General features: G+C 40.6%; 25 protein-coding genes and 1 tRNA gene. 14 read left to right on the forward strand and 12 right to left on the reverse strand.

Going from position 1 to position 24,328, the window contains the following annotated elements:
• Positions 1-11 precede the first annotated feature (11 nt).
• Positions 12-773: a class I SAM-dependent methyltransferase gene (locus tag PSM_RS05360; RefSeq protein WP_008465729.1), complete on the forward strand. Its 762-nt coding sequence runs from the start codon at positions 12-14 to the stop codon at positions 771-773.
• Positions 774-787: 14 nt separating this feature from the next.
• Here PSM_RS05360 and rnhA read toward each other — a convergent pair whose 3' ends face one another.
• Positions 788-1,252 carry a ribonuclease HI gene (gene rnhA, locus PSM_RS05365; protein WP_013464557.1) on the reverse strand — a complete coding sequence of 155 codons (465 nt, stop codon included), beginning with the start codon at positions 1,250-1,252 and terminating at the stop codon, positions 788-790.
• A 68-nt stretch (positions 1,253-1,320) separates the two neighbouring features.
• Between rnhA and dnaQ the strand changes: the two genes are divergently transcribed.
• From dnaQ to PSM_RS18725, 6 genes are all read left to right on the forward strand, one after another.
• Positions 1,321-2,034, forward strand: a complete 714-nt coding sequence (dnaQ, locus tag PSM_RS05370) for a DNA polymerase III subunit epsilon (protein WP_013464558.1) — start codon at positions 1,321-1,323, stop codon at positions 2,032-2,034.
• 9 nt (positions 2,035-2,043) lie between these two features.
• Complete coding sequence (locus PSM_RS05375) at positions 2,044-3,414, forward strand: TIGR03503 family protein (RefSeq protein ID WP_013464559.1); 1,371 nt, start codon at positions 2,044-2,046, stop codon at positions 3,412-3,414.
• 98 nt (positions 3,415-3,512) lie between these two features.
• A tRNA-Asp gene (locus tag PSM_RS05380) sits at positions 3,513-3,589 on the forward strand.
• A 219-nt stretch (positions 3,590-3,808) separates the two neighbouring features.
• Positions 3,809-3,907, forward strand: a complete 99-nt coding sequence (locus tag PSM_RS18715) for a helix-turn-helix domain-containing protein (protein WP_016899469.1) — start codon at positions 3,809-3,811, stop codon at positions 3,905-3,907.
• A 13-nt stretch (positions 3,908-3,920) separates the two neighbouring features.
• Positions 3,921-4,028 (forward strand): hypothetical protein, encoded by a 108-nt coding sequence (locus PSM_RS18720; protein ID WP_236613536.1) that lies wholly within the window; start codon positions 3,921-3,923, stop codon positions 4,026-4,028.
• Between the two features lie 78 nt (positions 4,029-4,106).
• Positions 4,107-4,514 carry a hypothetical protein gene (locus PSM_RS18725; protein WP_013464560.1) on the forward strand — a complete coding sequence of 136 codons (408 nt, stop codon included), beginning with the start codon at positions 4,107-4,109 and terminating at the stop codon, positions 4,512-4,514.
• 63 nt (positions 4,515-4,577) lie between these two features.
• Here PSM_RS18725 and PSM_RS05390 read toward each other — a convergent pair whose 3' ends face one another.
• Positions 4,578-6,521, reverse strand: coding sequence for a S9 family peptidase (locus PSM_RS05390; RefSeq protein ID WP_013464561.1), 1,944 nt, complete (start codon positions 6,519-6,521; stop codon positions 4,578-4,580).
• Positions 6,522-6,683: 162 nt separating this feature from the next.
• Between PSM_RS05390 and PSM_RS05395 the strand changes: the two genes are divergently transcribed.
• Both PSM_RS05395 and PSM_RS05400 read left to right on the forward strand, forming a co-directional pair.
• Positions 6,684-7,274 (forward strand): ABC transporter ATP-binding protein, encoded by a 591-nt coding sequence (locus PSM_RS05395; protein ID WP_013464562.1) that lies wholly within the window; start codon positions 6,684-6,686, stop codon positions 7,272-7,274.
• Complete coding sequence (locus PSM_RS05400) at positions 7,271-8,383, forward strand: DUF6136 family protein (protein ID WP_013464563.1); 1,113 nt, start codon at positions 7,271-7,273, stop codon at positions 8,381-8,383. The genes PSM_RS05395 and PSM_RS05400 overlap by 4 nt, the downstream gene beginning before the upstream one ends.
• On the opposite strand, the gene fadE is transcribed toward PSM_RS05400, so the two are convergent.
• Positions 8,384-10,846 (reverse strand): acyl-CoA dehydrogenase FadE, encoded by a 2,463-nt coding sequence (gene fadE / locus PSM_RS05405; RefSeq protein WP_013464564.1) that lies wholly within the window; start codon positions 10,844-10,846, stop codon positions 8,384-8,386.
• A gap of 307 nt (positions 10,847-11,153) precedes the next feature.
• Between fadE and PSM_RS05410 the strand changes: the two genes are divergently transcribed.
• Positions 11,154-11,918: a class II glutamine amidotransferase gene (locus PSM_RS05410; protein ID WP_013464565.1), complete on the forward strand. Its 765-nt coding sequence runs from the start codon at positions 11,154-11,156 to the stop codon at positions 11,916-11,918.
• 112 nt (positions 11,919-12,030) lie between these two features.
• On the opposite strand, the gene PSM_RS05415 is transcribed toward PSM_RS05410, so the two are convergent.
• The 5 genes from PSM_RS05415 to cmoA all read right to left on the reverse strand — a co-directional run bounded on the left by PSM_RS05415 (position 12,031) and on the right by cmoA (position 16,387).
• Entirely contained in the window at positions 12,031-12,828 is a 798-nt protein-coding gene (locus tag PSM_RS05415; RefSeq protein ID WP_013464566.1) for a DUF3108 domain-containing protein, read from the reverse strand.
• Positions 12,782-13,429, reverse strand: coding sequence for a phosphoribosylglycinamide formyltransferase (gene purN / locus PSM_RS05420; protein ID WP_013464567.1), 648 nt, complete (start codon positions 13,427-13,429; stop codon positions 12,782-12,784). The genes PSM_RS05415 and purN overlap by 47 nt, the downstream gene beginning before the upstream one ends.
• Positions 13,429-14,481 (reverse strand): phosphoribosylformylglycinamidine cyclo-ligase, encoded by a 1,053-nt coding sequence (purM, locus tag PSM_RS05425; RefSeq protein WP_013464568.1) that lies wholly within the window; start codon positions 14,479-14,481, stop codon positions 13,429-13,431. The genes purN and purM overlap by 1 nt, the downstream gene beginning before the upstream one ends.
• Positions 14,482-14,677: 196 nt before the next feature.
• The gene (gene cmoB, locus PSM_RS05430; RefSeq protein WP_013464569.1) at positions 14,678-15,646 is read right to left on the reverse strand and encodes a tRNA 5-methoxyuridine(34)/uridine 5-oxyacetic acid(34) synthase CmoB; all 969 of its coding nucleotides are present in this window, start codon (positions 15,644-15,646) and stop codon (positions 14,678-14,680) included.
• Between the two features lie 15 nt (positions 15,647-15,661).
• Entirely contained in the window at positions 15,662-16,387 is a 726-nt protein-coding gene (cmoA, locus tag PSM_RS05435; RefSeq protein ID WP_008111640.1) for a carboxy-S-adenosyl-L-methionine synthase CmoA, read from the reverse strand.
• A 116-nt stretch (positions 16,388-16,503) separates the two neighbouring features.
• Here cmoA and PSM_RS05440 point away from each other — a divergent pair, with 116 nt between their 5' ends.
• Positions 16,504-17,187: a DUF3334 family protein gene (locus tag PSM_RS05440; protein WP_008111638.1), complete on the forward strand. Its 684-nt coding sequence runs from the start codon at positions 16,504-16,506 to the stop codon at positions 17,185-17,187.
• A gap of 198 nt (positions 17,188-17,385) precedes the next feature.
• On the opposite strand, the gene PSM_RS05445 is transcribed toward PSM_RS05440, so the two are convergent.
• Together PSM_RS05445 and PSM_RS05450 are read right to left on the reverse strand one after the other, a co-directional pair.
• The gene (locus PSM_RS05445; protein WP_013464570.1) at positions 17,386-17,883 is read right to left on the reverse strand and encodes a M48 metallopeptidase family protein; all 498 of its coding nucleotides are present in this window, start codon (positions 17,881-17,883) and stop codon (positions 17,386-17,388) included.
• A gap of 27 nt (positions 17,884-17,910) precedes the next feature.
• Entirely contained in the window at positions 17,911-18,759 is an 849-nt protein-coding gene (locus tag PSM_RS05450; protein ID WP_013464571.1) for a DUF72 domain-containing protein, read from the reverse strand.
• Positions 18,760-18,996: 237 nt separating this feature from the next.
• Between PSM_RS05450 and aspS the strand changes: the two genes are divergently transcribed.
• Positions 18,997-20,775 (forward strand): aspartate--tRNA ligase, encoded by a 1,779-nt coding sequence (aspS, locus tag PSM_RS05455; RefSeq protein WP_013464572.1) that lies wholly within the window; start codon positions 18,997-18,999, stop codon positions 20,773-20,775.
• A gap of 89 nt (positions 20,776-20,864) precedes the next feature.
• Positions 20,865-21,464: a pentapeptide repeat-containing protein gene (locus PSM_RS05460; RefSeq protein WP_013464573.1), complete on the forward strand. Its 600-nt coding sequence runs from the start codon at positions 20,865-20,867 to the stop codon at positions 21,462-21,464.
• A gap of 35 nt (positions 21,465-21,499) precedes the next feature.
• Here the strand turns inward: PSM_RS05460 and PSM_RS05465 are convergent, their stop codons facing one another.
• On the reverse strand, positions 21,500-21,823 hold the full coding sequence (locus PSM_RS05465) for a hypothetical protein (protein WP_013464574.1): 324 nt from the start codon (positions 21,821-21,823) through the stop codon (positions 21,500-21,502).
• A gap of 129 nt (positions 21,824-21,952) precedes the next feature.
• Between PSM_RS05465 and PSM_RS05470 the strand changes: the two genes are divergently transcribed.
• Positions 21,953-22,699 (forward strand): hypothetical protein, encoded by a 747-nt coding sequence (locus PSM_RS05470; protein ID WP_013464575.1) that lies wholly within the window; start codon positions 21,953-21,955, stop codon positions 22,697-22,699.
• A gap of 70 nt (positions 22,700-22,769) precedes the next feature.
• On the opposite strand, the gene PSM_RS05475 is transcribed toward PSM_RS05470, so the two are convergent.
• Positions 22,770-23,972 carry a bifunctional alpha/beta hydrolase/OsmC family protein gene (locus tag PSM_RS05475; RefSeq protein WP_013464576.1) on the reverse strand — a complete coding sequence of 401 codons (1,203 nt, stop codon included), beginning with the start codon at positions 23,970-23,972 and terminating at the stop codon, positions 22,770-22,772.
• Positions 23,973-24,328 lie beyond the last annotated feature (356 nt).

Genomic DNA, 24,328 nt, shown 5'->3' on the forward strand with positions numbered 1-24,328 from the left:
GAGCTTATATAATGAAACCAGCCCTTAGTTTTCAAGAAGGCCCCAAACCGTTGTCATGGCAACAGTTTCCGCATGGTGATTATTTACGTTGTGATATAGAACGCAAATTGTCGCCGTGGTTACCACGTATGTTTGGCTATCATATGCTTAAATTGGGTAATTTAAGTGGCGAGTTAGATACCAGCAAAAGTTCCATTAAGCATCAAGTATGCGTTGCAGAGCCAGGCCCTTATACCGGAGTGGTGGCTGACATAGACGAACTGCCTTTTTATGAGCACAGTATAGATGCGTGCATTATGAGCCATTGTTTAGAGTATCACTCAGATCCACATCATATATTACGTGAGGCTCATCGTACGCTTATTCCCGGCGGTTATATTGCCATTACCGGTTTTAATCCGTTTAGCTTTTGTGGGTTAGCGCAATTACTGCCATTTAGTGGTCAAAAATTACCGTGGACAGGGCGCTTTTTTACCCCTGCACGGGTAAAAGACTGGCTTAATTTGCTTGGGTTTGAAATTGTGGCCGATGAACGCTTTATTTATTCATCGTTGGCACGCGGTAACCGGTTGTCGCGGTTTGCGTTTTGGCGCAGCTTTACCAAGCAATATTTAAAACCTATGGGCAGTGTATATTTGCTGGTGGCACGAAAGCGTGTTGCGCCACTTACGCCAATAAAACCTAAGTGGCATGCACGGCCACAATTTGCGCCAATAAAAGGGGTAGGGCTTAGGCAGACCTCAAAACAACATTATCAGCAAAATAAAAAATAGTGCGATGTTGAGGGTTATGGTTGGTAACCTTCATCATCAATTAAGTTGTTGCCGCTGGCCGCATCACGTGCAAGGTCGTCAACAATTTCATTATATTTATGGCCACTGTGACCTTTTACCCATTTCCAGGTAACGTCGTGCTCGGCGCAGGCTTTATCGAGACGTTTCCATAAGTCGACATTTTTAACCGGCTTTTTAGCAGAGGTTTGCCAACCGCGTTTTTTCCAATTGGTGATCCACGACTCAATGCCTTGTTTTACGTATTGGCTATCGGTAGTCAGGGTAACAGGGCATGAACGATTAAGTGATTCTAGCGCAACAATGGCAGCTAGCATTTCCATGCGGTTGTTTGTTGTGAGTTTGTAACCTTGACTTAATTTTTTTTCGTGGGCTTCATAAATCATAAAAATACCATAACCACCGGGGCCTGGATTACCTAAACACGAACCATCGGTGTAAATCTCTACGGTTTTTTGCACTGTTTTACCTTGATATTATGTACAATAAAGTGATTATAGAAAGATACCAGAGTCAGGCTTAATTCGATATGGCACGCAGACAAATAGTTTTAGATACAGAAACCACCGGCATCGACCCTAAACAAGGGCATCGTATTATTGAGATTGGCTGTGTGGAGCTAATGAATCGTCGGTTAACCGGCAATAATTTTCACGTTTACATAAATCCACAACGCAGCATTGAAGAAGAAGCAATCGACGTTCACGGTATTACCAACGAATTTTTACGTGACAAACCGCTTTTTAGAGACATTGCCCAAGAGTTTTTTGACTATATTAAAGACGCAGAACTCGTTATTCATAACGCGCCGTTCGATATTGGCCATATGGATAATGAATTTGCGTTATTAAATCAAGGTTATCAAAACACCCATGATTTTTGTGGCGTGCTTGATACCCTTAAAATGGCGCGTGACTTGCATCCAGGACAAAAGAACAACCTAGATGCGCTTTGCCGTCGCTACGATGTTGATAACACTAAGCGGACGTTACACGGCGCCTTACTGGATTCTGAGATTTTAGCCGATGTTTACCTGGCAATGACCGGGGGACAAGTAAAGCTAAATCTAAATCAAAATAAAGATGACTCAAGTGAAGATCAAAAGGGCGGTATTAGGCGCTTAAACAGCGATAGAGCCCCTTTGGTTGTTGTAGCAGCAAGCGAAGCAGAGCAAAGCGCACATCAATCACGTTTAGACATTGTACAAAAGGAGGGCGGCCATTGTTTATGGCGCGCTGAATAAGGCACTATTATGAAAACGCTATTAGTAGTTTCACTGTTTTTAATAGCCGCGTGCTTCATTCCCGATGCACACAGCGTTAAACAAGTTGAAGAGTTAAAAGGCAGCGGTAAACAAAATGAAATACCGTTACTGGATAACCGTTTTCGTATAGATGACAAAATTGATGAAATAAAATTAATATTTTTTAGACGTCCTGGGTCGCCTGCCGTTATTTTAGTTAGACCCGATGGCACTAAATACTTTGCAACCAATGCGGTAAGAAACACCAGCCTAGATTGGTACGACGAATTAAATTACGACCTAGTGGTTATTCGCAACCCTATGCCTGGGCCATGGCAAGTTATTGGCCAAATAATGCCACAGAGCCGTATTGTTGTAATTGGTGAGCTATCACTTAAGGTTGATCCACTCCCTAAGATTCTTTTTCAGGGTGAAACTGTAAAGGTAACCGGTGAGATTTTAAATGATGGCGAGCCCATTCGCGCTAATCTTTTCAAAGATGCGGTATCGCTCAATGTGAGTTTTGTGAGTACCAATAATGAAAATTTTGAAAATTTTGGAGCGGGCATACAGCAAGTTACTGAATTTAAAGACGATGGCTACGGATTTGATGAAAGTGCAAAAGACGGTGTGTTTACGGGTGAGTTTACCTTAAATTTCACTCCAGGCGAGTGGCGGCCAGAACTTTATATTACCACCGATGTCCTTGAGCGACGAGTTGTTCAAGACACGATAGTTGTGCATGAGCCGCCTTTTAGTTTTACCTCAGTTGAAGCAACCGATGAGGGGGACGATCACCGTATTACTATAAATATTGATGAAAAGTTATTAAAGCCTGAAACCGTGATCATGCAAGGGAAAATTTATTATCCCAATAATGAAGAGCAAGTATTTTACTTAGACACTAATAACACCGCAGTAAGAGAACTGGCTTTACAAGATTACGGATGGGGACGTTACAACATTGAAATTTCTGTGTTTGGCTCAACAGTAAATGACAGAGAGTTTATGGCTACGTTGCCAACCTATTTATTTGAAATAGAAAGACCGATAGAAGTTATTCCTGAAATTCCAAAAGCGAGCATCATTAAGGAAGAAAATATTCCAGAGCCTGTTATAAAACCAAAAGTAATGGCCACGGGATTAATGGTTAGTTTAATTATTGGTGGGAATTTGGCCATATTATTTATTGGTTGGTTATGTATTCGTGTTTTTGTGCAGAATAAACCGATAAAACTTAAATTGAATTTTGCTTTTTTAAAGAAAAAGAAAGCAACCGAGGCAAAAAAATCAGATCAGCAAAAAACAACTGATGCAGAAAATGGCTCAAAAAATGACAAAACAGGTGAAATTTTAAACCTTTCGATGTCAGATGACTAAAAAACCTGTAAAAAAACAAAAAAGCCCTTGACGAAGTAGGGGCTGGTTCGTATTATTCACGCCGCTGTCAGGGGAGACTCAGACAGCAACGAAAATGCGGAGTGGTAGTTCAGTTGGTTAGAATACCGGCCTGTCACGCCGGGGGTCGCGGGTTCGAGTCCCGTCCACTCCGCCACTTGTTATTTCCTCAATAACAAGCAATAAATAATTTACTTATTAATAAATACAAACATCATTTTATCAGCTATCAGCTATCAGCTATCAGCTATCAGCTATCAGCTCGACTCTTATATACTAACCTGCTAATATTCTTGTCTATTCTTCAATATTCAGCTTCTTATCTCTGCATGAATTACCAAGAATCTAATCTCACTTTAAAAAAGGAAGCATTAAGATGAGTACATTAGGTCAGCAATTAAAGCAGCTAAGAAATAATAAAAAATTGAGCCAACCTGAATTTGCCCAGCAAGTAGGTATATATATCAAAACTTGAAAACGATAAATCAATTCCCTCGAATGAAATATTTAGAGCTTTATTGATAGCATTAGACCTTTCAATTGATGAGTTTATGAAGCCCCTTACCTACAGCCATGACAAAACAAGACTCATGTAAATACCCGATTTAGAGCTGTGGTTTAAAAGTAAAGCAGTAAAGAGCTCAGTCGCACAGCGTAAAATTATATACCTCGCTATGTTTCTGATTTCTTTTGGCTGTGCATTATTTTATGCAGGACATAAAAATTATCTGTTTAATGAACGCTTTTACGAATACAAATCACTGGGTGTGATCAAAACAGATGAACCCCTGAATGTTTTTACTCATTGGAGCAATTATATTATTGATTCAAACCGAGAGAAAAGAGAGGAAAAAACTCGTGAAATGCTGGCCAGAAGGGTACCCTGTTTTAAGTTAATGGATGAATACATCGGTGAATCATTTGTTGAAGAAGTCGAGGGAGGTAAACGACTTTATAACGTAGATGAACTCTCGCGAACAATACCACATGCAGGCAATAGTTGGTTTGAGTTTTTAGGTATTTTGGCTGCTGTATTTGGTTTGGCGTTCGCTTTACTGGAACCCAGATTAACCAAGCAATAAAAAAGTAATAAAAAGCCTGCTTACATGAAAACGCAGCAGGCTTTAATATAAATTGGCTTGCAATTATCCTTGTGGGCCAAATAACTCTTTTAAGTAAGTATCTAAAAAGTTGAGGTAGGCGTTTGAGGCGCTGATACGGTTTTCTTTTTTGCTAAAACCGTGTCCTTCATCATCAAATAATACATATTCTACTGGCACACCATTAGCTTTAACCGCAGCAACCAACTCATCGCTTTCAACTTGTAATACGCGTGGATCATTAGCACCTTGTATTACCATTAAAGGCTTAGTGATGTTATCGGCATGAAACAGCGGTGAAATAGCACGGTGACGTTCACCATCGGTGGCAGGATCGCCCATTTCATCGTAAAGCGCCTTTTTAAAGCTTTCCCACCATGGTGGAATTGAGTTCAGTGTGCGTACCCAGTTAGTCACACCAAAAATATTGATACCTACTTTGAACTCTTCCGGTTTAAAGGCAAGCGCGGCTGCGGTCATAAAACCGCCGTAGCTACCACCCATGATGCCGATTTTATCTGCATCGACCCAATCTAGGCTTTGTAAGTGTTTTTTACCGTAGATAATATCTTGTAGATCATCGGTGCCATGTTTTTTATCGTCTAAATGGAAAAATGTTTTACCATAGCCTGAGCTACCGCGGTTATTGACGGCAAAAATAGCATAGCCATGATTAACTAAATGTTGCTGCATTGCGCTATAACCAGTTCGGCTTTGCCCACCTGGGCCGCCATGCACCCAAATAAGTGCAGGTACTTTATTGGTGCTGCTGGCTTGTTTTGGTTTGTATAATACGCCCGGTATTTCTAAACCATCAAAACTTTTAAAGCGCACAATGGTGCTCTCTACTAAGTCGTTTTGATCTATATCTTCACTTAATGTGTTGGTAAGTTGCTTGGCTTCATTACTGCCAACTTGCCAAACAAATAAGTTGCTTGGTGAGGTATCTGAATTTAAATAAAACGCCATGGTTTTCTCATCGCTTGAGAAATTCACACCACGTAGATTTCCCGCAGGTAATTTAGGCATGGCAATTTCATCCCCAGTTTGCGTGTCTTTTACTGTGACCTTTGTGCTGGCATCAGCATTTACACCGCTTACTTGGTATCGCCCAGATTTAGAAAAATCAATAAAGCTAACGTCCCAATCATCTTTTAATGCTGGACTGTGCTTGCCTGTGGCGAGCTCATATTGCCACACCTCTGAAAACTCTCCTTTAGCGTCTGTTGAGTAGTATAAATATTTGCTGTCTACAGAGAAGGTCTCAGGCGTATATTGTGCTGGTGTATCGTGTTTTGAAATTAATTGCGGCTTGAGGGTTTTCTTATAGGTATCAAGAATAAACGTATCGCTGTCTTTATTGGTATTATTTTTAGACAGCGCAATGTAGCGTCCATCAGGGCTAATTGCGCCCACATCTAGTCCTTGTGTGTTTTGATAAACGGGCGTGACTTTATAGGTTTTGCTATCTACGCGATACAAGTCCATAAACTTGGCATCGCGTTGATTACTGGTAATAAAAAACTGACTGCCATCTTTAGTAAAGCCTGCAAAACTCGCGCGGGTTTCTTCCCCTGGGGTTAAATCTTTGATTGAACCATCAACTTCACGCACATAAACATGGTAGCGCTCATTACCGCCTGAGTCCTTGGTAAATAGTACACGCTCATCATTTGGGAAATAGCGAATAGGGTAGGTGCTGTCTTCAAAATTGGTTAGGCGCGTTTTGCTACCTGTTTTTACATCAACTTCATACAAGCTGTAAATACCGCTTTCATCGCTACTAACTAGAACTTTATCGCCAGTCGGGGAAAAGCTACTGCCCATGATAGATGTTGTATCAAAAAAGGTTTTAGCGTTATAGGTTTTTACTTGTCGTGTTTGCTCAGTTGCCACAGGGGTAGAGGCTGAATTATTAGATTGACTGCAACCTGTTAATGCAATTGATACTGCACAGGTAATACAGGCAAATTTGAGGGCTTTTTTCATAGATACATTCCTTGGATTATAATTATGGACTTTTAGTGTTAACCGAAGGTTTTTTAAACGCAAGTAATTAGCCTATTCGAACTGCAATAAAGTGTTACAAACCATGTAGCCCACGAAAATAGAAAACCAGTTATAATTCACTTTCAAAATCAGGGAGTATTTATGATAGAAGTCATTGGGTTACATAAACAGTTTGCTGAAAACGTATTGTACAGTGGTTATAGTGTGCAGTTTTGTGCACCTAAAATATGCATTGAAGCGCCTAATGGCCAAGGTAAAACAACGCTGTTGATGATGTTGGCAGAGCTCGAAACGCGCCAAAGTGGGCAGATTTTATTTTCTAAAAAAGCATTAACCGAACCGCATAAACAAGTTGCTATAGCATCAGACTGTATTGCTTTACCTGACTTTCTTACGGCAAAGCAAATTATTAACTTGTCCGTGAATACGCTGGGTTGTGATTGGCCAACGACAATAATAGATGGGTTTAATTTCAATGAATTTTTAAATACTCGTTTTGATGCGCTGTCGTCAGGTAATCAAAAGAAATGCCAGTTAATTTTAGCGCTTATGCGTGATGCACCTTATTTACTTCTAGACGAACCCAGCGCAGCACTTGATCAAGCCAGTATTCAGTATTTATTAGTACTGCTTGATGAATATCTAATAGATAAGCCAAATGGGCAAATAGTCATCACCTGCCATGAACCAGCGCCATTTATTGAGCGTGGCTTTGAGTGTATACCGTTATGATTGCAAATTTAAAACAATCAATCGGGCAATATCGCTCTTTTATGGATTATCGTTATCAGGCTTACAAAACTGAACTCACGCAATTATTGTTACAACTAAAAAGCTTTGGGTTGTTATTTTTAGTGGTGTTAGGCTCGTCAGTGTTGGGTTTGATATTGCTACTTTTTTTAGGCCTTGGAAAAATTATAGACAGCAGCGCAGCACCCCAATACGGTGCACAAATGGCTTTATTTTATTTGTTACTACAAAGTGTGATGCTCAGCGCAATGAAGTCAGCAATTAAAAATAGTAAGCAGCGGTTATTTCAGCAAACTATTGCACGATCAGTTTGGTTAAATTTAGTCGATATTAAACTATTAACGCTCAGTAATGCATGGCTTATAGCCAGTGTATTAATTGCGCTAGATTTAACGCTAACACAATGGGTTAAAGTACCGCATTTTATTGTATTTATGTTGCTGCAGTTTATCTTGGGCGTTTTGTGTTTATACAAAACCAGCGCACTGGTATATGGCTTTTTGTTTAGCACGATATTAGTGCTGGTTCCTATTCATATGCAGCCGCTCACTTATCATATGGGCTTTGCTTTATTGTTTGCGCTGAGCCTTTTTGTCCCCGTGGTTAATGTTAACGGGCGTATTGCAGTAAGTTCATTATTGGGCTTTTGGTTTTGTTATTTATTAAACCATTGTTGGACACTTGTTTGGCGCGTGTCGTTACTTTTATGTGTATTCATGGCATCAGCTGCGCTAATAAACGAACGTGCTGATTTAGTACCTATACTTGTGATATTAGCCATGGCTTTTATTGTACTCTTTAGTAGTTCATTGCAATTTGATTGCGGTAGGGTGTATGAGCAGTATCGATTATTTTTTAAAACATGCGAGCAAGAACGCGCCTTTTATATTAGCCAGTTTTTACCTAGCATATTGCTGTTTTTATTAGCCACAATAAGTTATAGCGTTATTTTTGGTTACACTCATATTGTATTATTTGTCATTGGAAATATGTGGTGTGTATTACAGGTTTACCTTGCACAAAAAAAACCAGCGCATTATGCGCTGGTTTGGCTAATTTTAGCAGGGTTGCTGCTAGCTTTACTAAACTAGTTAAGCGGCATCTGCCTTTTTAGATTTAGCTTTGCTATTACGCGCTGCTTTGCCGGCAAGTAAATCTGCAGGGTCAAAGTCGTCAACGTTAATAACGTCTAAGCGAGCTTGTTCAACAGCTGCTAACTTATCAGCTTCAGCTTGGCTTAAAATGCCGGCTTCTAAGCCCATTTGCGCCACTTTATCAAGTTGGAAGAATGGCAATTTAACGCCTTTCTCTTTACATACGCGTTCAAATAAAGGCTCTACCTCTAGCACGTCTTTAAGCGTTTGCTCTTGACGACCTACAAGGTTAAGCGGCTCGTTTGTAAGGTATACATAACTTGCTAAACGATTACGCGTTTCGCTAGGCACTTGCAGTAATTGCGCTAGTTTATGCTCAAGTTTGTCGGTAGGTTTACGAACCGGGCGACCAAACGGGAATAACAATACTTTTAATACGCCACGAAGTGGTGCAGATGGCATATTGTTGATTAAATCAGCAAGCGCACGTTGACAGTGGTAAAGGTGATCCTGACAGCTCCACTGAACCAGTGCAAAATCTTCTTTTTTACGGCCTTCGTCGTTATAACGTTTAAGCGTTGCAGACACTAAGTAAAGGTAGCTTAATAAGTCACCTAAGCGTGCTGAAATACGTTCTTTACGTTTAAGTGAACCACCAAATACTGCCATACTAATATCAGACATAAGTGCAAGCGATGCACTAAAGCGTGAAGCTATACGATAAAACTCTGCCGTTTCGTCTTTGTACGGCACACTAGTAAAGCGAGCGCCAGTAAGTGCAAGCCACTTAGTGCGTACTAGGTTAGACATGGTAAAGCCAATGTGGCCCATTAGCGCTTTATCAAATACGTTAAGCGCTTCTTCGCGGTCTTCAATTTCACACGCACCTAGCTCGGTAAGTACAAATGGATGACAACGAATAGCACCTTGACCATAAATAATCATATTACGGGTCAAGATGTTTGCACCTTCAACGGTAATGGCAATAGGTGCACCTTGATAGCCACGACCTAAATAGTTATTTGGCCCAAGCATGATCCCTTTACCGCCTAGCACGTCCATTGCATGAATGGTGGCATCGCGCATTTGCTCGGTAAGGTGGTATTTAATAATAGCCGAAATCACAGATGGTTTTTCGCCTAAATCAACAGCACCGGTAGACATACTTACTGCAGCGTCTGAGCTGTAAGCATAACCGGCAAGCTTCGCCATTGACTCTTCAACCCCTTCCATTTTACCAATTGGTAAGCGGAATTGACGACGAATACGGCTATAAGCACCTGTTGCTACAGCAATCATTTTAATGCCACCGGCTGAATTTGACGGCAATGTAATTGCACGACCAACCGATAAACACTCAACCAGCATACGCCAGCCTTGACCAGCCATTTCTGGGCCACCAATAATGTAATCAAGTGGTACAAAAATATCTTTACCGCGAGTAGGGCCATTTTGGAACGGCACATTAAGCGGGAAGTGACGACGACCAATTTCTACCCCAGGGGTATCTGTTGGGATAAGTGCACAGGTAATACCAGGCTCTTTAACGTCACTTAATAATCCATCTGGATCTTGTAATTTAAATGCTAGACCAAGAACCGTAGCTACAGGTGCAAGTGTAATGTAACGCTTGTTCCATGTAAGGCTTACACCGACTACTTCTTCGCCATTCCATTGCCCTTTACATACTACACCGTAGTCTGGAATTGAGCTTGCATCAGAACCTGCCTCTGGCGAAGTAAGAGCAAAACATGGAATTTCTTGACCGCTTGCTAAACGCGGTAAGTAATGATTTTTTTGATCTTCAGTACCGTAGTGCTGTAATAACTCACCCGGGCCTAACGAGTTAGGTACTCCAACAATTGACGAAAGCAATGTTGATTTACTGGTTAGTTTTTGCAGTACACACGATTGTGCAAATGCAGAGAATTCTAAGCCGCCGTATTCCTTTTTAATGATCATGGCAAAGAATTTGTTATCTTTCAGATATTGCCATACATCCTGAGGTAAATCCGTTAGCTCATGCGTAGCTTCCCAATCGTCCAGCATACTACATACAACTTCAACAGGGCCGTCGATAAATGCCTGCTCTTCAATAGTAAGCTTTGGAACTGGATACTGGTGAAGCTTTTTCCAATCTGGGTTACCACAAAATAAATCAGCTTCCCACCAAGTTGTACCGGCATCAATAGCTGACTTTTCGGTGTCAGACATGCTCGGTGTAACTTTTTTGAAGACCTTGAAAATAGGCTTGATAATATATTGCTGACGAATGCCAGTAACAGAAAGAGGCACTGCGATGATTAAAAAGATCACCCAGCTAATTAAACCAAAAGCACCAGCAAAGGTACCAATTAATAATGTTGCGGCAGAAACACCAAGTGCTGTGTTCCAACTCGCTCTGTGGTAAAGCGCAATGCTGAGCAGTGCGATTAAACCGAGTGTAAATATGAGTGTCATTGCTAATTCCTTAATAGAGGTCAGACCACCTTGTTTAGAGTAGCGCTAGTAACGCTAAGTTTCAAGTACATTACTTAGATTAAAGTGTAGTTATCGGTACGATTATTACAATCCGTTGTATGTTATACGAACAGTTTGGCTGTAATCGTTTATTTTGGCTTATCATAAAAAATATAAGCGTTAAAAAATCAATTAATCTAGTAGTAATATAAGTTTAATTAAGTAAATATACTTATGATTTTCAGTGTACGCTTATTAAAAATAGAACGATATTCTATGTTTAGCTTTTTAAAGGTTTATTTATTTTATGTGTGAATTACTTGGCATGTCAGCCAATGTGCCAACGGATATTTGTTTTAGTTTTTCAGGGTTGTTGGAGCGCGGTGGCAATACGGGGCCGCATAAAGATGGCTGGGGCATTACTTTTTATGAAGGCAAAGGTTGTAGAACCTTTAAAGATCCTGAGCCAAGTTACCAGTCAGAAATAGCTAAATTAGTTAAAGCTTATCCGATTAAAAGCGTATCGGTGATAAGTCATATTCGTCAAGGCAACCGCGGGCGAGTGTGTCTTGAAAACACCCATCCGTTTACTCGTGAGTTGTGGGGGCGTGAAATAACCTATGCTCATAACGGGCAGCTTTCAAATTATCATGATTTAAAACCTGAATATTATCGACCTGTGGGTAATACCGATAGCGAGTTGGCATTTTGCTGGTTGCTTGACAAAATTCGTGAAAAGTACCCGCAGCGACCAAGTAATATGGCGTCGGTTTTTAGATATGCGGCTAAGCTTTCGCATACGCTACGTGAAAAAGGCGTGTTTAATATGTTATTGACCGATGGTGTATTTGTTTTAGCGTATTGTACTAATAATTTACATTATATAACGCGCCGTGCGCCATTTGGTAAAGCAACACTTATTGATGCTGATATGGTGGTCGACTTTCAACAAGAAACCACACCAAACGATGTGGTAACGGTTATAGCAACAAGGCCGCTAACCAACGATGAACGCTGGCAAAAAATGCAGCCAGGAGAGTTTGCGTTATTTAAAATGGGTGAATTAATGTAGGTTGGTAGAGTAAAACGAAACTCAACTTAAAGTTTCAAATTTAAGTATTGAAATGAAAAGCCCAAGTTATGGTTATCACACTTGGGCTTTTTATTAGCACCTTGTAAGCATTTTATTCTGGTGTTAGTTCGCTTTTAACTTCTGCAGATAAAGCAGGTGGATTGATCACGGTAAACGATTTCATTTGCACTTCAAACTGCTCCACACCTTTTTCACCCTTCCACATGCGCACTAGCATGTAATCCATTTCTGGGGCAAACCAGGCTAAAGCTTGGCGTTTATCGTTATCGTATAAGCGTTTAACTTTCACTGCTTCTACATTACCTATAGGCAGAGAAATCATTTCGGTTTCTACCACTTCAAAGTCGTAGTCACGGCAATTACCTTTTTTATCAACCAGTGGAAACGAGAAACTGGTTTTTCCTTTTTTAAGTCCTTCACGAACTTGTACTTGATAAGAAATACCATCTTGGAAGTTATCATGCCATTGGCATTTTAACGGGTAATCGCTGGTGTTACTGGTAACAGTTTTGGTTAGACGGTCAAAGTTAATTTTATACTTTTTGTCAGGCCCAGTGCCTGTTCGGATCATCGTGTAATCAATAGGCTCTACTGTATCATTCATAAAGCTAAAGGTTGATGACTCTTGACGTGAGTCAGAGAAAATCATCCATTCAATATCGCTGTGGTAAGTGACTTGGTAGTTATTATTATCGAGTTTTTTTAGTTCACGCTCGGCTTTGCCATGATTAGTGCCTTTGCGCAAAATATCGTAGCTGGCTTGATACTGGGTTAACTCACCTGCAATCAGGCTGGTAGGAAGTAATAAAGTGCCCGCACATAATAGCCAGGCACTTAATTTTTTATTTTGGGTAGTGCGCGCCGTGTGCAGGAAGTTGTTTTTCGTCAAGAACTGCATAATCTGCTTCCATCGTAAGTCGTTGTTCACTGAACCACTTGACCACCAAAGGATAAATTATGTGCTCTTGCGCATGCACACGCTTAGCGAGCGTGTCTGCTGTATCGTCTGCTAATACAGGCACTTTGGCTTGAAGAATAACGGGTCCGCCGTCTAATTCTTCAGTAACAAAGTGAACACTAACGCCGTGAATGTCGTCTTTTGCATCAATTGCTCTTTGGTGGGTATTCAGCCCCTGATACTTAGGCAACAAAGATGGATGAATGTTCAACATTTTTCCAACATATTTTTGCACTAAGCTAGGAGTTAGAATACGCATAAACCCAGCTAATACAACTAGATTTGGTTCAAAAGAGTCAATTATATGCATTAATTGGGCATCGTACGCTTCGCGTGAGTCAAACTCTTTATGACTCAGCACGTGTGTGGCAATACCTGCATTTTTTGCACGCTCTAACCCATAAGCGTCTGCTTTGTTACTAATAACAGCCGCTATATGGGCGTTTATCTCGCCGCTTTCACAGGCGTCTATAATGGCTTGTAAATTTGAGCCACTGCCTGAGATCAAAACTACTAGACGAGTGGGTGCCATTACGCAGCACCACCTACAATTTCAACTTGCTCTTCGCCAGCAACTGCATCTTGGATTTCACCAAGGTGCCATGCGTTCTCGCCAAGATCTTTTAAGATATTTAAGCTATTTTCAAGCTCATCCGCAGGTACAACTAACACCATGCCTACACCACAGTTAAATGTGCGGTACATTTCGTGTGTTGTAATGTTGCCGTTTTCTTGCAACCAGCTAAACACACTTGGCCACTGCCAGCTATTACCTTTAACAACCGCTTTAGCAGATTCAGGTAATACGCGTGGGATATTTTCCCAAAAACCGCCACCAGTAATATGCGAAAGGGCATGCACGTCTACTTGCTTGAACAACTCAAGTAATGGTTTAACGTAAATACGTGTTGGTTCTAAAAGGTGCTCACCTAAGGTTTTGCCATCAATCACTTGGTTAGTATCAGCGTTAGAGACTTCTAAAACTTTACGAATTAAAGAGAAACCATTTGAGTGAGGACCGCTAGAAGCAAGGGCAATAAGTTGATCGCCTGCAGCTACTTTAGTGCCATCAATAATTTTTGATTTTTCTACCACACCGGTACAAAAGCCTGCCATGTCGTAGTCTTCACCATCATACATACCTGGCATTTCAGCTGTTTCGCCACCAATTAGGGCACAACCTGAAATTTCACAACCTTTACCAATACCGGTTACTACGTCGGCTGCTGTGTCTACATCTAGTTTACCCGTTGCATAGTAATCTAGAAAAAACAGGGGTTCAGCGCCTTGTACTATTAAATCATTTACACACATCGCAACTAAGTCGATACCTACAGTATCGTGCTTTTTAAGGTCAATTGCTAAGCGTAACTTAGTGCCAACACCGTCAGTGCCTGCTACAAGTACAGGTTGCTTATAACCTTCAGGAATTTCGCAAAGTGCGCCAAAACCACCAATTCCGCCCATCACTTCAGGACGACGAGTTTTTTTAACTACGCCTTTAATACGCTCAACAAGTGCATTACCAGCGTCGATATCTACGCCCGCGTCTTTATAGCTTAGAGACTGTTTTTGTTCGCTCACAGGTTTTCCTCAAAATAGTTGTTTTGATGCTTACTTAGAAACGCGCGTATTTTACAACAATTGCAAGGGCGCGGCTAGTTGAAATCTGGATTTGATTTTAAAGACAAGGACACTTGTCCGCTAGTTGCTGTATTAGTAAACAAAAAAAGCGCCCAATGGCGCTTTTTAATATGGAAATAAAAATTAATACTACAAATTAGGCTTTAGCTGTAAGTATCGCTCTAAGTGGTGCAGGGTAGCCTTCAATGGTTTTACTGGTGTCAGCGGGGTCTAAAAAGTCAACTAAAGATTCGTTTTCCATCCAGTCAGTTTTACGCTGCTCGTCGAGCGTTGTAATAGCACAATCTTTAATTTTCACATCTTTAAAGCCAACACGTTCCATCCACAGCTTTAGTGCCGCAGTGCTTGGAATAAACCATACATTACGCATTTTTGCGTAGCGGTCGGTCGGAACCAGTACGGTGTTTTCATCGCCTTCAATAACTAAAGTTTCAAGTACTAGCTCACCACCAGGGCGAAGCTGTGCCTTTAATTGCGCTAAAAAGTCGATAGGTGAGCGACGGTGATAAAGTACTCCCATCGAAAATACCGTATCAAATGCTTTAAGCTCTGGCAGGGCTTCTACACCTAATGGTAATAAATGCACGTTTTCATCAGGGTTGAAGTGTTTAATTGCCTGAAACTGGCACAAAAATAAGTCAGATGGGTCAATACCCACCACAAACTGTGCACCTTCACCGCGCATACGCCATAAGTGATATCCCGAGCCACAACCAATATCTAATACAGTACGGCCTTTTAATGGCTCAATATGCGGTAGGAGTCGATCCCATTTCCAGTCACTGCGCCATTCTGTATTAATATCGATACCGTGAACGTTAAACGGGCCTTTACGCCAAGGCATCATTCGTTTTAATAAATGCGTGGTTTGCTTTTTTTCGCCTTCAGTCATTTCGCCAGGCGCGCCTATTGCTACTTTGCTGACAATATCAACGTGGTTTGTTGATACCTCAGGTAAGTTTTTTAGTACTTTTTGCCATTGAGGCAAATCGCCATGGCTAGCCTCTTGTTGCCAATGCTTTAATTGCGCAGGCAAGGTTTCTAGCCAGTGGCTAAGTGGGCTTTGTGCAATTGCAGCGTAAAATTGGTTAAACCATGCAGACATGTGTCACTCTCTAAATTATTTAATTGCTACCATTGAGCAAAAATTAAAACATTGATACCACACTTGCGTTTGGCTAAAACCAATGTCGCTTAAACGCTGTGTATGTGTGCTAAGTGTATCGGGGCGCATTACGTTTTCAATGGCGGTACGCTTTTGGCTTATTTCAAGCTCAGAGTAGCCATTATGACGTTTAAAGTCGTGGTGCAAGTCAATCAGTAAGTTATCGCATTGCTCGTTTTCGGCTTTAATTTTTTCACTTAATAGCAAAACGCCACCGGGCTTTAAATTAGCGTATATTTTTTCAAGTACCGCTTTGCGCTGCGCAGGTGGAATAAACTGCAGAGTAAAATTCATCGCTACTACTGAGGCATTTTGAATATCAAGCTCGTTAATATCACCTAATGTAACCGTTACAGGAACGTCCGATCTGAACCCTTGTAAATGGACCTTACAACGCTCCACCATGGCTTGTGAGTTATCTACAGCAATAATGTGGCAGCTATCTGTTTGAATATTACGGCGCATACTTAGGGTAACCGCCCCTAACGAGCAGCCTAGGTCATACAAATTTGAATTTGGCTGAGCATACTCGCCCGCTAATTTTCCCATGGTACTTACTATGGTGGCGTAACCGGGTACCGAGCGTTGGATCATGTCGGGAAATACTTCAACCACGTTTTGATCAAAACTAAAGTCTTTTACTTGTTGCTCAGAGGCATAAATACTGTCTTTTATACTCACGAAGGCAGTCTCTTTGAAAATAATAGTGCTATTTTAACATTTTATGCTGGATAGTCAGTGATAAATTCAGTAGCTTGACTAGAATTATGAAGAATAAGTATAAAAGAGATTATTAAATGAGCAAAAGTAAGGTTATTAGTACCGACGATATATTAGCAACATTATGCCACTCAGTAACGGGTGTACTTTCATCAGCCAGCGGCAACGAGATCAGCTATTCAGCCATGGTACAAAAAATAACGCGTACTTGTATGCGACCAGACATAGGCTGTTTTGTTTTATTTGACGGGGGCTTTACCGGCTTAGTTGTTACCAACTTTACAGCGCAAGCGGCCATGGAAATTTACGGCGATTATATGCGTAACATGGGTATGCCAGAAGACGAAATCGCGCATAGTCACTTATCTGATGACGTTTCAAACGTGATGGGTGAGTTGATGAACCAAATAGTGGGCGACTTCACGTCAAAAGTGCGTGAACAACTGCATACCTCTATTACCCAAAATCAGCCAAAAATGATGGCTATTAATAAACAGGTGCAAATATCGGTTGATACCACTATGGATCGCCCGCAAGCTCGCCGTGTAACGTTTACAACTCGCAATCAAAATATCTTCTATTTAGAATTGGCGATGGATAAAACAGAGTTTATTAAACTTCACGACTTTGACATTGTAGAAGCGATAGACCCAGACGATATTATCGAAAATGAGGCTAAGCAAAAAGCGGATAAAGAAAAAGCGAAACAGCCAAAGCAAGATGATAGCGATGACGACTTTATGGCCGAATTAGGGCTTTAACGTTTTTACGTAGGCTGGGTTAAGTGAAACGAAACCTAACACGCTTTTAAGCTCTTAGCTGTCAGATTAGAAAGTGACAATAATAAAAACGCGATGTATATCGCGTTTTTTGTTAACGAGGGCTTTCATTGTGAACTCGTGTGTCATTATTTTGGCTGACCGCTGACCGCTGACCGCTGACCGCTGACCGCTGACCGCTCAATTATACGGATTCTCACCCATCGCAATAGCCACACAAAAAATCCGTAAATCTAGCTCTAGCTGATGGTACTGTGGCTCCATATGACAGCACAGTTTATAAAAGCCTTTATTGTGGTCTTTTTCTTTAAAATGCGCGAGTTCGTGCACCACTAATGCTTTTAATAATGGCTCTGGCGCGCGCAGTAAATCGCTGTTTATTGCTAAATCGTGCTTGCGGGTTTTACCATGCATACGGTACGTGTGGGTACCGAGTGCATTGGTAACCATATCACCTTGTTTTTTAAACGCAGCGCGTCCAAATGGCGGGGCGTTTTTTAAATACTGCTTTTTAAGCTCAGTGGCGTAGCTATACAGTAACTTATCACTGGTAATTCGATGCGCCTGCGGGTATTTTTTAAGTAAATACTCACTTACTTTTCCTGCTTTTATTAGGCTTAATACTTGCTCAACGATATTGGCAGGGTAGCCGGTAAAGTAACGTGCGTATTCACTCATTATTGTCTCTGTATTTTGAATTTATTTTTAAAAAAGTGCTTGCTGGTGGGCTTCTTTTTCGCCACTAAATGGGTTGAGTACATTGTGATTATACCCCAAATCTTGGCAAAACTGACGAGCAAGCAGCGGCGCTTCGCGGTTATCAGCGGTATGAAAAAACACATAAGGACTTTTGCCCTCATCAAGCCACTGAGTTACTTTGCTAAGCCAAGGCTGATAAAAGGTCTTATAATCGTTTTCTAAATCAGCAATAACAAAACGTGCCATAGGCTGCGAGCCCGTAGCAATAGCGTGAACTGGTAAATGCGGTTTTTTCTGTTGTGCGTCTATTAGCGCTTCGGTGGTTGGCTTTACTGCAAAGAGCGCCCGAGTATCCATAGCAATACGGTTTATATTATTTGCCATTAAAAGCTGATTAAGTGCGATTTCGGCCTCACCTTTTTTAAAAAAATCAGGGTGGCGTACCTCAACCCCATAGTTTAGCTCTTTAGGAAGTAACTCAATAAAAGCGGCAAGCTTAGCTAAATGTTGTGGCGCAAACGCCTTAGGTAATTGCAGCATTATTTGCCCTGTTTTTTCAAATAGAGGGGCGAATAAATTAAGCCAATTAGTTAGCTCATGTTGCACGTTAGTAAGTTGGAGTTCGTGACTAAAGCGCCGATGAAATTTAAAGGTAAATTTAAACTCATCAGGTACACTGGCAGCCCATCGTAATACGGTGTCAGGCGAGGGATCGGCGTAAAAGCTAGTATTACCTTCTACCGAATTAAAATGCTGCGCATATTCGCTAAGCATATCGGCATTTTTACACTGGCGTGAAAATAAATTTCCTTTCCATGCGCTGCTCGACCACTGCGGGCATCCAATATATAGCATACAAACAAAAGCCTTGTTATAAAGTGCCTGTAGTGTAACAAATAACAAAACAGTGCGCTGTAAATTCAACCTCGAAAGGTAAACACGCCCTAGCATCTTCAACCTACTTGGGTATAATGCAGGGCTTAATTTGATTATTTTGAATTGCTAGCGGTTTTATTTTCATTTTGGTGTTTATAAAAACTTTTAAAACAACAGTGTTTAACCGCTATATGCCTTTTATCTGACAGGAAAACTATGCGCTCTATATACTGCGGACAGCTAAATAAAACTCACGTAGATCAGGAAGTTGAACTATGTGGCTGGATCAACAAACGACGTGACCTTGGTGGACTTATCTTTGTCGATTTACGCGATAGAGAAGGTTTAGTACAAGTTGTATTCGATCCGGAAGTTGAAGGATTAATGGAAACAGCTAACAAACTTCGTCAAGAATTTTGTGTTCAGTTAAAAGGGATTGTACGCGCTCGACCAGACAGCCAAGTAAATAAAGACATGGCTACCGGTGAAGTAGAAATTTTAGGCACGGGTTTAACGATTATTAACCGCTCTGAGCCTATGCCACTTGATTTTAACCAAGTGAACTCAGAAGAGCGTCGTTTAAAATACCGTTACTTAGATTTACGTCGTTTAGAAATGAGCGACCGTATTAAATTACGTGCTAAAGCAAGCAGCTTTGTACGTCGCTTTTTAGATGAAAATGGCTTTTTAGATATCGAAACGCCAGTATTAACTAAAGCAACGCCAGAAGGTGCGCGTGATTATTTAGTACCAAGTCGTGTACACAAAGGTAGCTTTTACGCATTACCGCAGTCGCCACAGTTATTTAAGCAATTGTTGATGATGTCGGGTTTTGACCGTTACTACCAAATTGTCAAATGTTTCCGTGATGAAGACTTACGTGCTGACCGTCAACCTGAATTTACTCAAATAGATTTAGAAACCTCGTTCATGAGCTCTGATCAAGTACGTGGCATGACAGAGAAAATGATCCGTGAAATGTGGCAGTCATTACTAAATGTTGATTTAGGTGATTTCCCAATTATGCCTTACTCTGAGGCAATGAGCCTATATGGTTCTGATAAGCCAGACTTACGTAACCCAATGAAGCTAATTGATGTAGCCGATTTAGTAAAAGACGTAGAGTTTAAAGTATTCTCGGGTCCAGCAAATGATGAAAAAGGCCGTGTTGCAGTACTAACGGTACCAGGTGGTGCATCACTTTCTCGTAAGCAACTAGATGACTACACTAAGTTTATCGGTATTTACGGTGCTAAAGGTTTAGCATGGATGAAAGTAAATGACCGCGATGCAGGCGTTGAGGGCGTGCAATCGCCAATCGCTAAATTCTTAAATGAAGATGTGATCACGCAGTTACTTGAACGTACTAATGCACAAACAGGCGATATCATTTTATTTGGTGCGGATAAACGCAACACGGTAAATGAAGCCATGGGCGCACTTCGTTTAAAAATTGGTATTGATTTAGAAATCACTAATTTAGATAGCTGGGCACCACTTTGGGTTGTTGACTTCCCAATGTTTGAAGAAGATGACGAAGGCACATTACACGCTGTACACCATCCATTTACTGCACCAAAAGATATTAGTGCCAGTGAGCTTGAAGCAAACCCAGCAGCGGCTATTTCAGATGCTTACGATATGGTATTAAACGGCTACGAAGTGGGCGGTGGCTCGGTACGTATTCACAATGCAGATATGCAAGAAGCGGCATTTAGAATTTTAGGTATTGAAGCGCAAGAGCAGCAAGATAAATTTGGTTTCTTACTTGATGCACTTAAATACGGCACACCGCCGCATGCAGGTTTAGCGTTCGGTTTAGACCGTTTAGTTATGTTGTTATGTGGTACTGATAACATTCGTGACGTTATTGCTTTCCCTAAAACCACACAAGCATCGTGTTTATTAACCGATGCGCCTAGCAAAGCAAACAGCGATTCGCTGACAGAGCTTGCTATTAGTGTAGTTGAGAAAGAATTACCAAGCGCAGAATAAAGCTAGCTTTTAGTTAGATTAAAACCCCTTAGGCTGAATACCTAAGGGGTTTTTTGTTTGGCATAACCCAATTTAGGTGCTTTATTTTTATGAGCGAGTTATTTAAAGATAGTCATTATTTTGATCAATCATTTTCAAACTTTACAGCAAATGCAAAGCGCTTTAGCGATATTGAGTTTGAACAATGTCAGTTTATTGATTGCGATTTTAGTCACAGCCAGTTTAGTGCCTGTCGGTTTATAGAGTGTGAATTTATTAACTGTAATTTGACTGAACTTAATTGGAATTACAGCTCCTTAGAAGAGGTGAGCTTTGCAAATTGTAAGCTCAATAGCATAGTGTGGGGGCAAGTAAATTGGCCGCAATTAGCGCTAACGTCACCGGTGAGTTTTAAACAGTGTGAGCTGAGCCATAGTTCGTTTTTTGAATTACAGTTAAAAGCCTTAACAATGACGAACTGTTTTGCCAAAGATGTCGATTTTAGACACGCTAACTTAGCTCAAAGCAACTTCTCGGATACTGACTTTAGAGACAGCCTGTTTCATCAAACTAATGTGAGAAAAGCAAATTTTGTTGGCGCAACGCAATTTAATATTGATATAACAAGCAATGATGTGAGTAATGCAAAGTTTGAACGGCTTGAAGCGTTAAATCTATTAACAGGACTTGATATCGAGCTGGTTGATTAGCCGCAAGAGCTTACGGCTAATACGTATATTTACTATTAGCAAGCAGGGCCATTTTTGTTACGTGCACTAGCAAGTGCGCGGGCTATGCTCAGTAGCTCAGGCGAAATATCATCAGCGCCATCTTTAATCAGTTTAGTTACATCACCAGATGAATATAAGCTATCACGCGGTGATTTAATCCCAAGCTCTCTCACAAAGTCTTTGGTTTTACCTGTACTGCCGGTTTCAATAAACTTAAAAATAATGCGTTCGTTGTTACTTTTCGGCTCGGCTTGTAACACTTTAATTTCTTCTTGGTAGGCTTCAATTCTGCTTTGTAAAATATTGATGCGCTGTTCAATGCTGCTGTATGATTTCATGAATGGATTCTTTTGCGATAATAGTAAAACAATAATCGCTATTATCGCACAAATTAGCAAAGGCGCGCGCTAACCTTTATAATAAAAATTAATACTAGTTAAAAATATATAGATAATACAATGAAATGCATGTTAAAAATTATAAAAAAGCGTTTAATATTAAGTGCGCTTACTTTAAGTACTACGCTATTTGCATCATCAAGTTATGCCCAAGACGATGCAATCATTGATGATAGTCGTAATCGCTCTATACCTGTAAATATTACCCTACCAACTAACCACCTTAAGTGCAGCGCGCAAGTAAAATGCCCAGTGGTATTTGTAAATGCGGGGTACGGCATTAGCCACAATGAATATACCTTTGTAAGTAAGTTATTTAATGCGCAAGGCTATTTAAGCATCGCGGTAGCACATGAGCTTAAAAGTGACCCTGCGCTTAATCGTGCGCAGCCATACCTAACTACTCGTATGGAAAATTGGCACCGGGGTGTTGTAACCCTCAAATTTTTAGTTAATGAGCTAAGTGTTAAATACCCTGAGTATGATTTTACAAAACTCACTTTATTTGGCCACTCAAATGGTGGGGATATCTCAGCCTTGTATACAGCTATTTATCCAAGTGAAGTAAGCCAATTAATTACGCTCGATCACCGCCGCATGTTATTGCCACGCAATAAAAACATACATGTGCTCACACTTCGAGGTAGTGATTACCCAGCCGATGTGAACGTGCTTTTAACCGACCAAGAGTTAACTGTTTATCCTGTTACACAAACGTTGATAGCAGAATCACGTCATAACGATATGTACGATGGCGGCCCTAAATGGCTGGTGGATAGAATGAGTAAAGAGGTAGCGGCGTTTTTAGAAAATTAAACGATACAGTCAGCTTTTAAATTAAAATCCTAAAAATAGCGCAGGCCTACTGCGCTATTTTAGTTTTAAGTTACTCTACCAGTTCACTCACCACCAAAGGGCTATTATGTAGCGTTTTATGCACAGGGCATTTATCGGCTATTTCGAGTAATCGATTTCGCTGAGCGTCAGTTAAATCTCCTTGTAAGGTTATTTTGCGAGTAATAGCCTCTAAATTGCCGGTTTTTTCGCAATCATCACAATCTTGGTTGTAATTGCGGGTATGGTTAAGCTCTACTTTTATATGCTCTAGCGGTAACTCTTTGCGACTTGCATACATGCGAAGTGTCATTGCAGTACACGCTCCAAGCCCAGCGAGTAAATGATCATAAGGGTCTGGGCCTAAGTTTTTACCACCAACATCAGTAGGCTCATCAGCAAGCCATGTATGGTTTTTAGTACTCACGTGCTGAGTGAATTGATGATCTTTTTCTTCAACTAATACACTGCCGTTAGTTAATTTTGCACTATAGGGTGTTTTCTCGTATTTAACATAGCGATTAGCCCACGTAGCAATGACATCGGCTGCGTAGTTAGCGTCTTCTTTATTGCTGAGTAAGTGATCGGCATTATCTAAACTTATAAAGCTTTTTGGATGCTTGGCAGCGGCGTAAATTTTTTCGGCTTCGCTAATATTCACGGTGGCATCAATAGGAGAGTGCATAACCAACAAAGCACGCTTAAGCTTGCCTATATGGCTGTTATCGTATTTGGCGATGTCATCTATAAATTGCTTTTTAATCGTAAACTCACGCCCAGCTAAACACACTTTTGCTTCACCCGATTGGTTTATTTCATCTAAATGAGCAGCAAAGTTATGAGTAACATGCTGGGCATCTGATGGCGCGCCTATAGTCGTAATAGCTGACACTTCGGGTATGTGCTCTGCTGCTGCAAGCACCGCAGCACCACCTAAGCTGTGACCTATTAATAACTGAGGTGCTTTAAAGTGTGTTCTTAAGTGATTGGCAGCAGCCACTAAGTCTTGAATGTTTGATGAAAAGTTACTGTTGGCAAAGTCACCATCGCTATTACCAAGCCCTGTAAAATCAAAGCGTAATACAGCAATGCCTTGCTGAGTGAGTGCGCGGCTTATTCGTGTTGCAGCCGCTACATCTTTAGAGCAGGTAAAACAGTGGGCAAATAAGGCATAAAATTTCACCTCACCAGAGGGCTGTTCAAGTTGTCCAGCAAGTTCTAATTCACCGCTTTTAAAAGAGACTTTTTGTCGCATGAGAATACCTTAACTAATTGATAAAGTGTGTGGTGCTGATAAATAAGAGATTGGTACGGTGGGATGAAAATTCAATATTGGCATTATTTTGATCTCGATCAAGCTAGAAAGGGCTTGCCAATTGAGTGCGGACATATGTCCTTATAATTTCAAAGGGGTTTGTCTATCCTCGCACAGCATAAAAATGCAGTCTTTATTACTTGAATTAAGTAGTTCAGCTATATTTGAATGTAATACCAATTCGTATAAATATTTGAATAATTTAACGGTTTAAATCATTTTCTAACGTTATTAAAAAAATTTTATTTAGAACAACTAGATATAATTTTTTGCTTAGTTAGAACTTTATTTTTTTA

The organism is Pseudoalteromonas sp. SM9913 (assembly GCF_000184065.1).
Taxonomy (GTDB): Bacteria; Pseudomonadota; Gammaproteobacteria; order Enterobacterales; family Alteromonadaceae; genus Pseudoalteromonas; species Pseudoalteromonas tetraodonis.

What these genes read in the sequence shown, in the direction of transcription:
- PSM_RS05360 (WP_008465729.1), top strand. Translation starts at nt 12, where the DNA reads ATGAAACCAGCCCTTAGTTTTCAAGAAGGCCCCAAACCGTTGTCATGG.
- dnaQ (WP_013464558.1), top strand. Translation starts at nt 1,321, where the DNA reads ATGGCACGCAGACAAATAGTTTTAGATACAGAAACCACCGGCATCGAC.
- PSM_RS05375 (WP_013464559.1), top strand. Translation starts at nt 2,044, where the DNA reads ATGAAAACGCTATTAGTAGTTTCACTGTTTTTAATAGCCGCGTGCTTC.
- PSM_RS18715 (WP_016899469.1), top strand. Translation starts at nt 3,809, where the DNA reads ATGAGTACATTAGGTCAGCAATTAAAGCAGCTAAGAAATAATAAAAAA.
- PSM_RS18725 (WP_013464560.1), top strand. Translation starts at nt 4,107, where the DNA reads ATGTTTCTGATTTCTTTTGGCTGTGCATTATTTTATGCAGGACATAAA.
- PSM_RS05390 (WP_013464561.1), bottom strand. Translation starts at nt 6,521, where the DNA reads ATGAAAAAAGCCCTCAAATTTGCCTGTATTACCTGTGCAGTATCAATT.
- PSM_RS05395 (WP_013464562.1), top strand. Translation starts at nt 6,684, where the DNA reads ATGATAGAAGTCATTGGGTTACATAAACAGTTTGCTGAAAACGTATTG.
- PSM_RS05400 (WP_013464563.1), top strand. Translation starts at nt 7,271, where the DNA reads ATGATTGCAAATTTAAAACAATCAATCGGGCAATATCGCTCTTTTATG.
- fadE (WP_013464564.1), bottom strand. Translation starts at nt 10,846, where the DNA reads ATGACACTCATATTTACACTCGGTTTAATCGCACTGCTCAGCATTGCG.
- PSM_RS05410 (WP_013464565.1), top strand. Translation starts at nt 11,154, where the DNA reads ATGTGTGAATTACTTGGCATGTCAGCCAATGTGCCAACGGATATTTGT.
- purN (WP_013464567.1), bottom strand. Translation starts at nt 13,429, where the DNA reads ATGGCACCCACTCGTCTAGTAGTTTTGATCTCAGGCAGTGGCTCAAAT.
- cmoB (WP_013464569.1), bottom strand. Translation starts at nt 15,646, where the DNA reads ATGTCTGCATGGTTTAACCAATTTTACGCTGCAATTGCACAAAGCCCA.
- PSM_RS05440 (WP_008111638.1), top strand. Translation starts at nt 16,504, where the DNA reads ATGAGCAAAAGTAAGGTTATTAGTACCGACGATATATTAGCAACATTA.
- PSM_RS05445 (WP_013464570.1), bottom strand. Translation starts at nt 17,883, where the DNA reads ATGAGTGAATACGCACGTTACTTTACCGGCTACCCTGCCAATATCGTT.
- PSM_RS05450 (WP_013464571.1), bottom strand. Translation starts at nt 18,759, where the DNA reads ATGCTATATATTGGATGCCCGCAGTGGTCGAGCAGCGCATGGAAAGGA.
- aspS (WP_013464572.1), top strand. Translation starts at nt 18,997, where the DNA reads ATGCGCTCTATATACTGCGGACAGCTAAATAAAACTCACGTAGATCAG.
- PSM_RS05460 (WP_013464573.1), top strand. Translation starts at nt 20,865, where the DNA reads ATGAGCGAGTTATTTAAAGATAGTCATTATTTTGATCAATCATTTTCA.
- PSM_RS05465 (WP_013464574.1), bottom strand. Translation starts at nt 21,823, where the DNA reads ATGAAATCATACAGCAGCATTGAACAGCGCATCAATATTTTACAAAGC.
- PSM_RS05470 (WP_013464575.1), top strand. Translation starts at nt 21,953, where the DNA reads ATGTTAAAAATTATAAAAAAGCGTTTAATATTAAGTGCGCTTACTTTA.
- PSM_RS05475 (WP_013464576.1), bottom strand. Translation starts at nt 23,972, where the DNA reads ATGCGACAAAAAGTCTCTTTTAAAAGCGGTGAATTAGAACTTGCTGGA.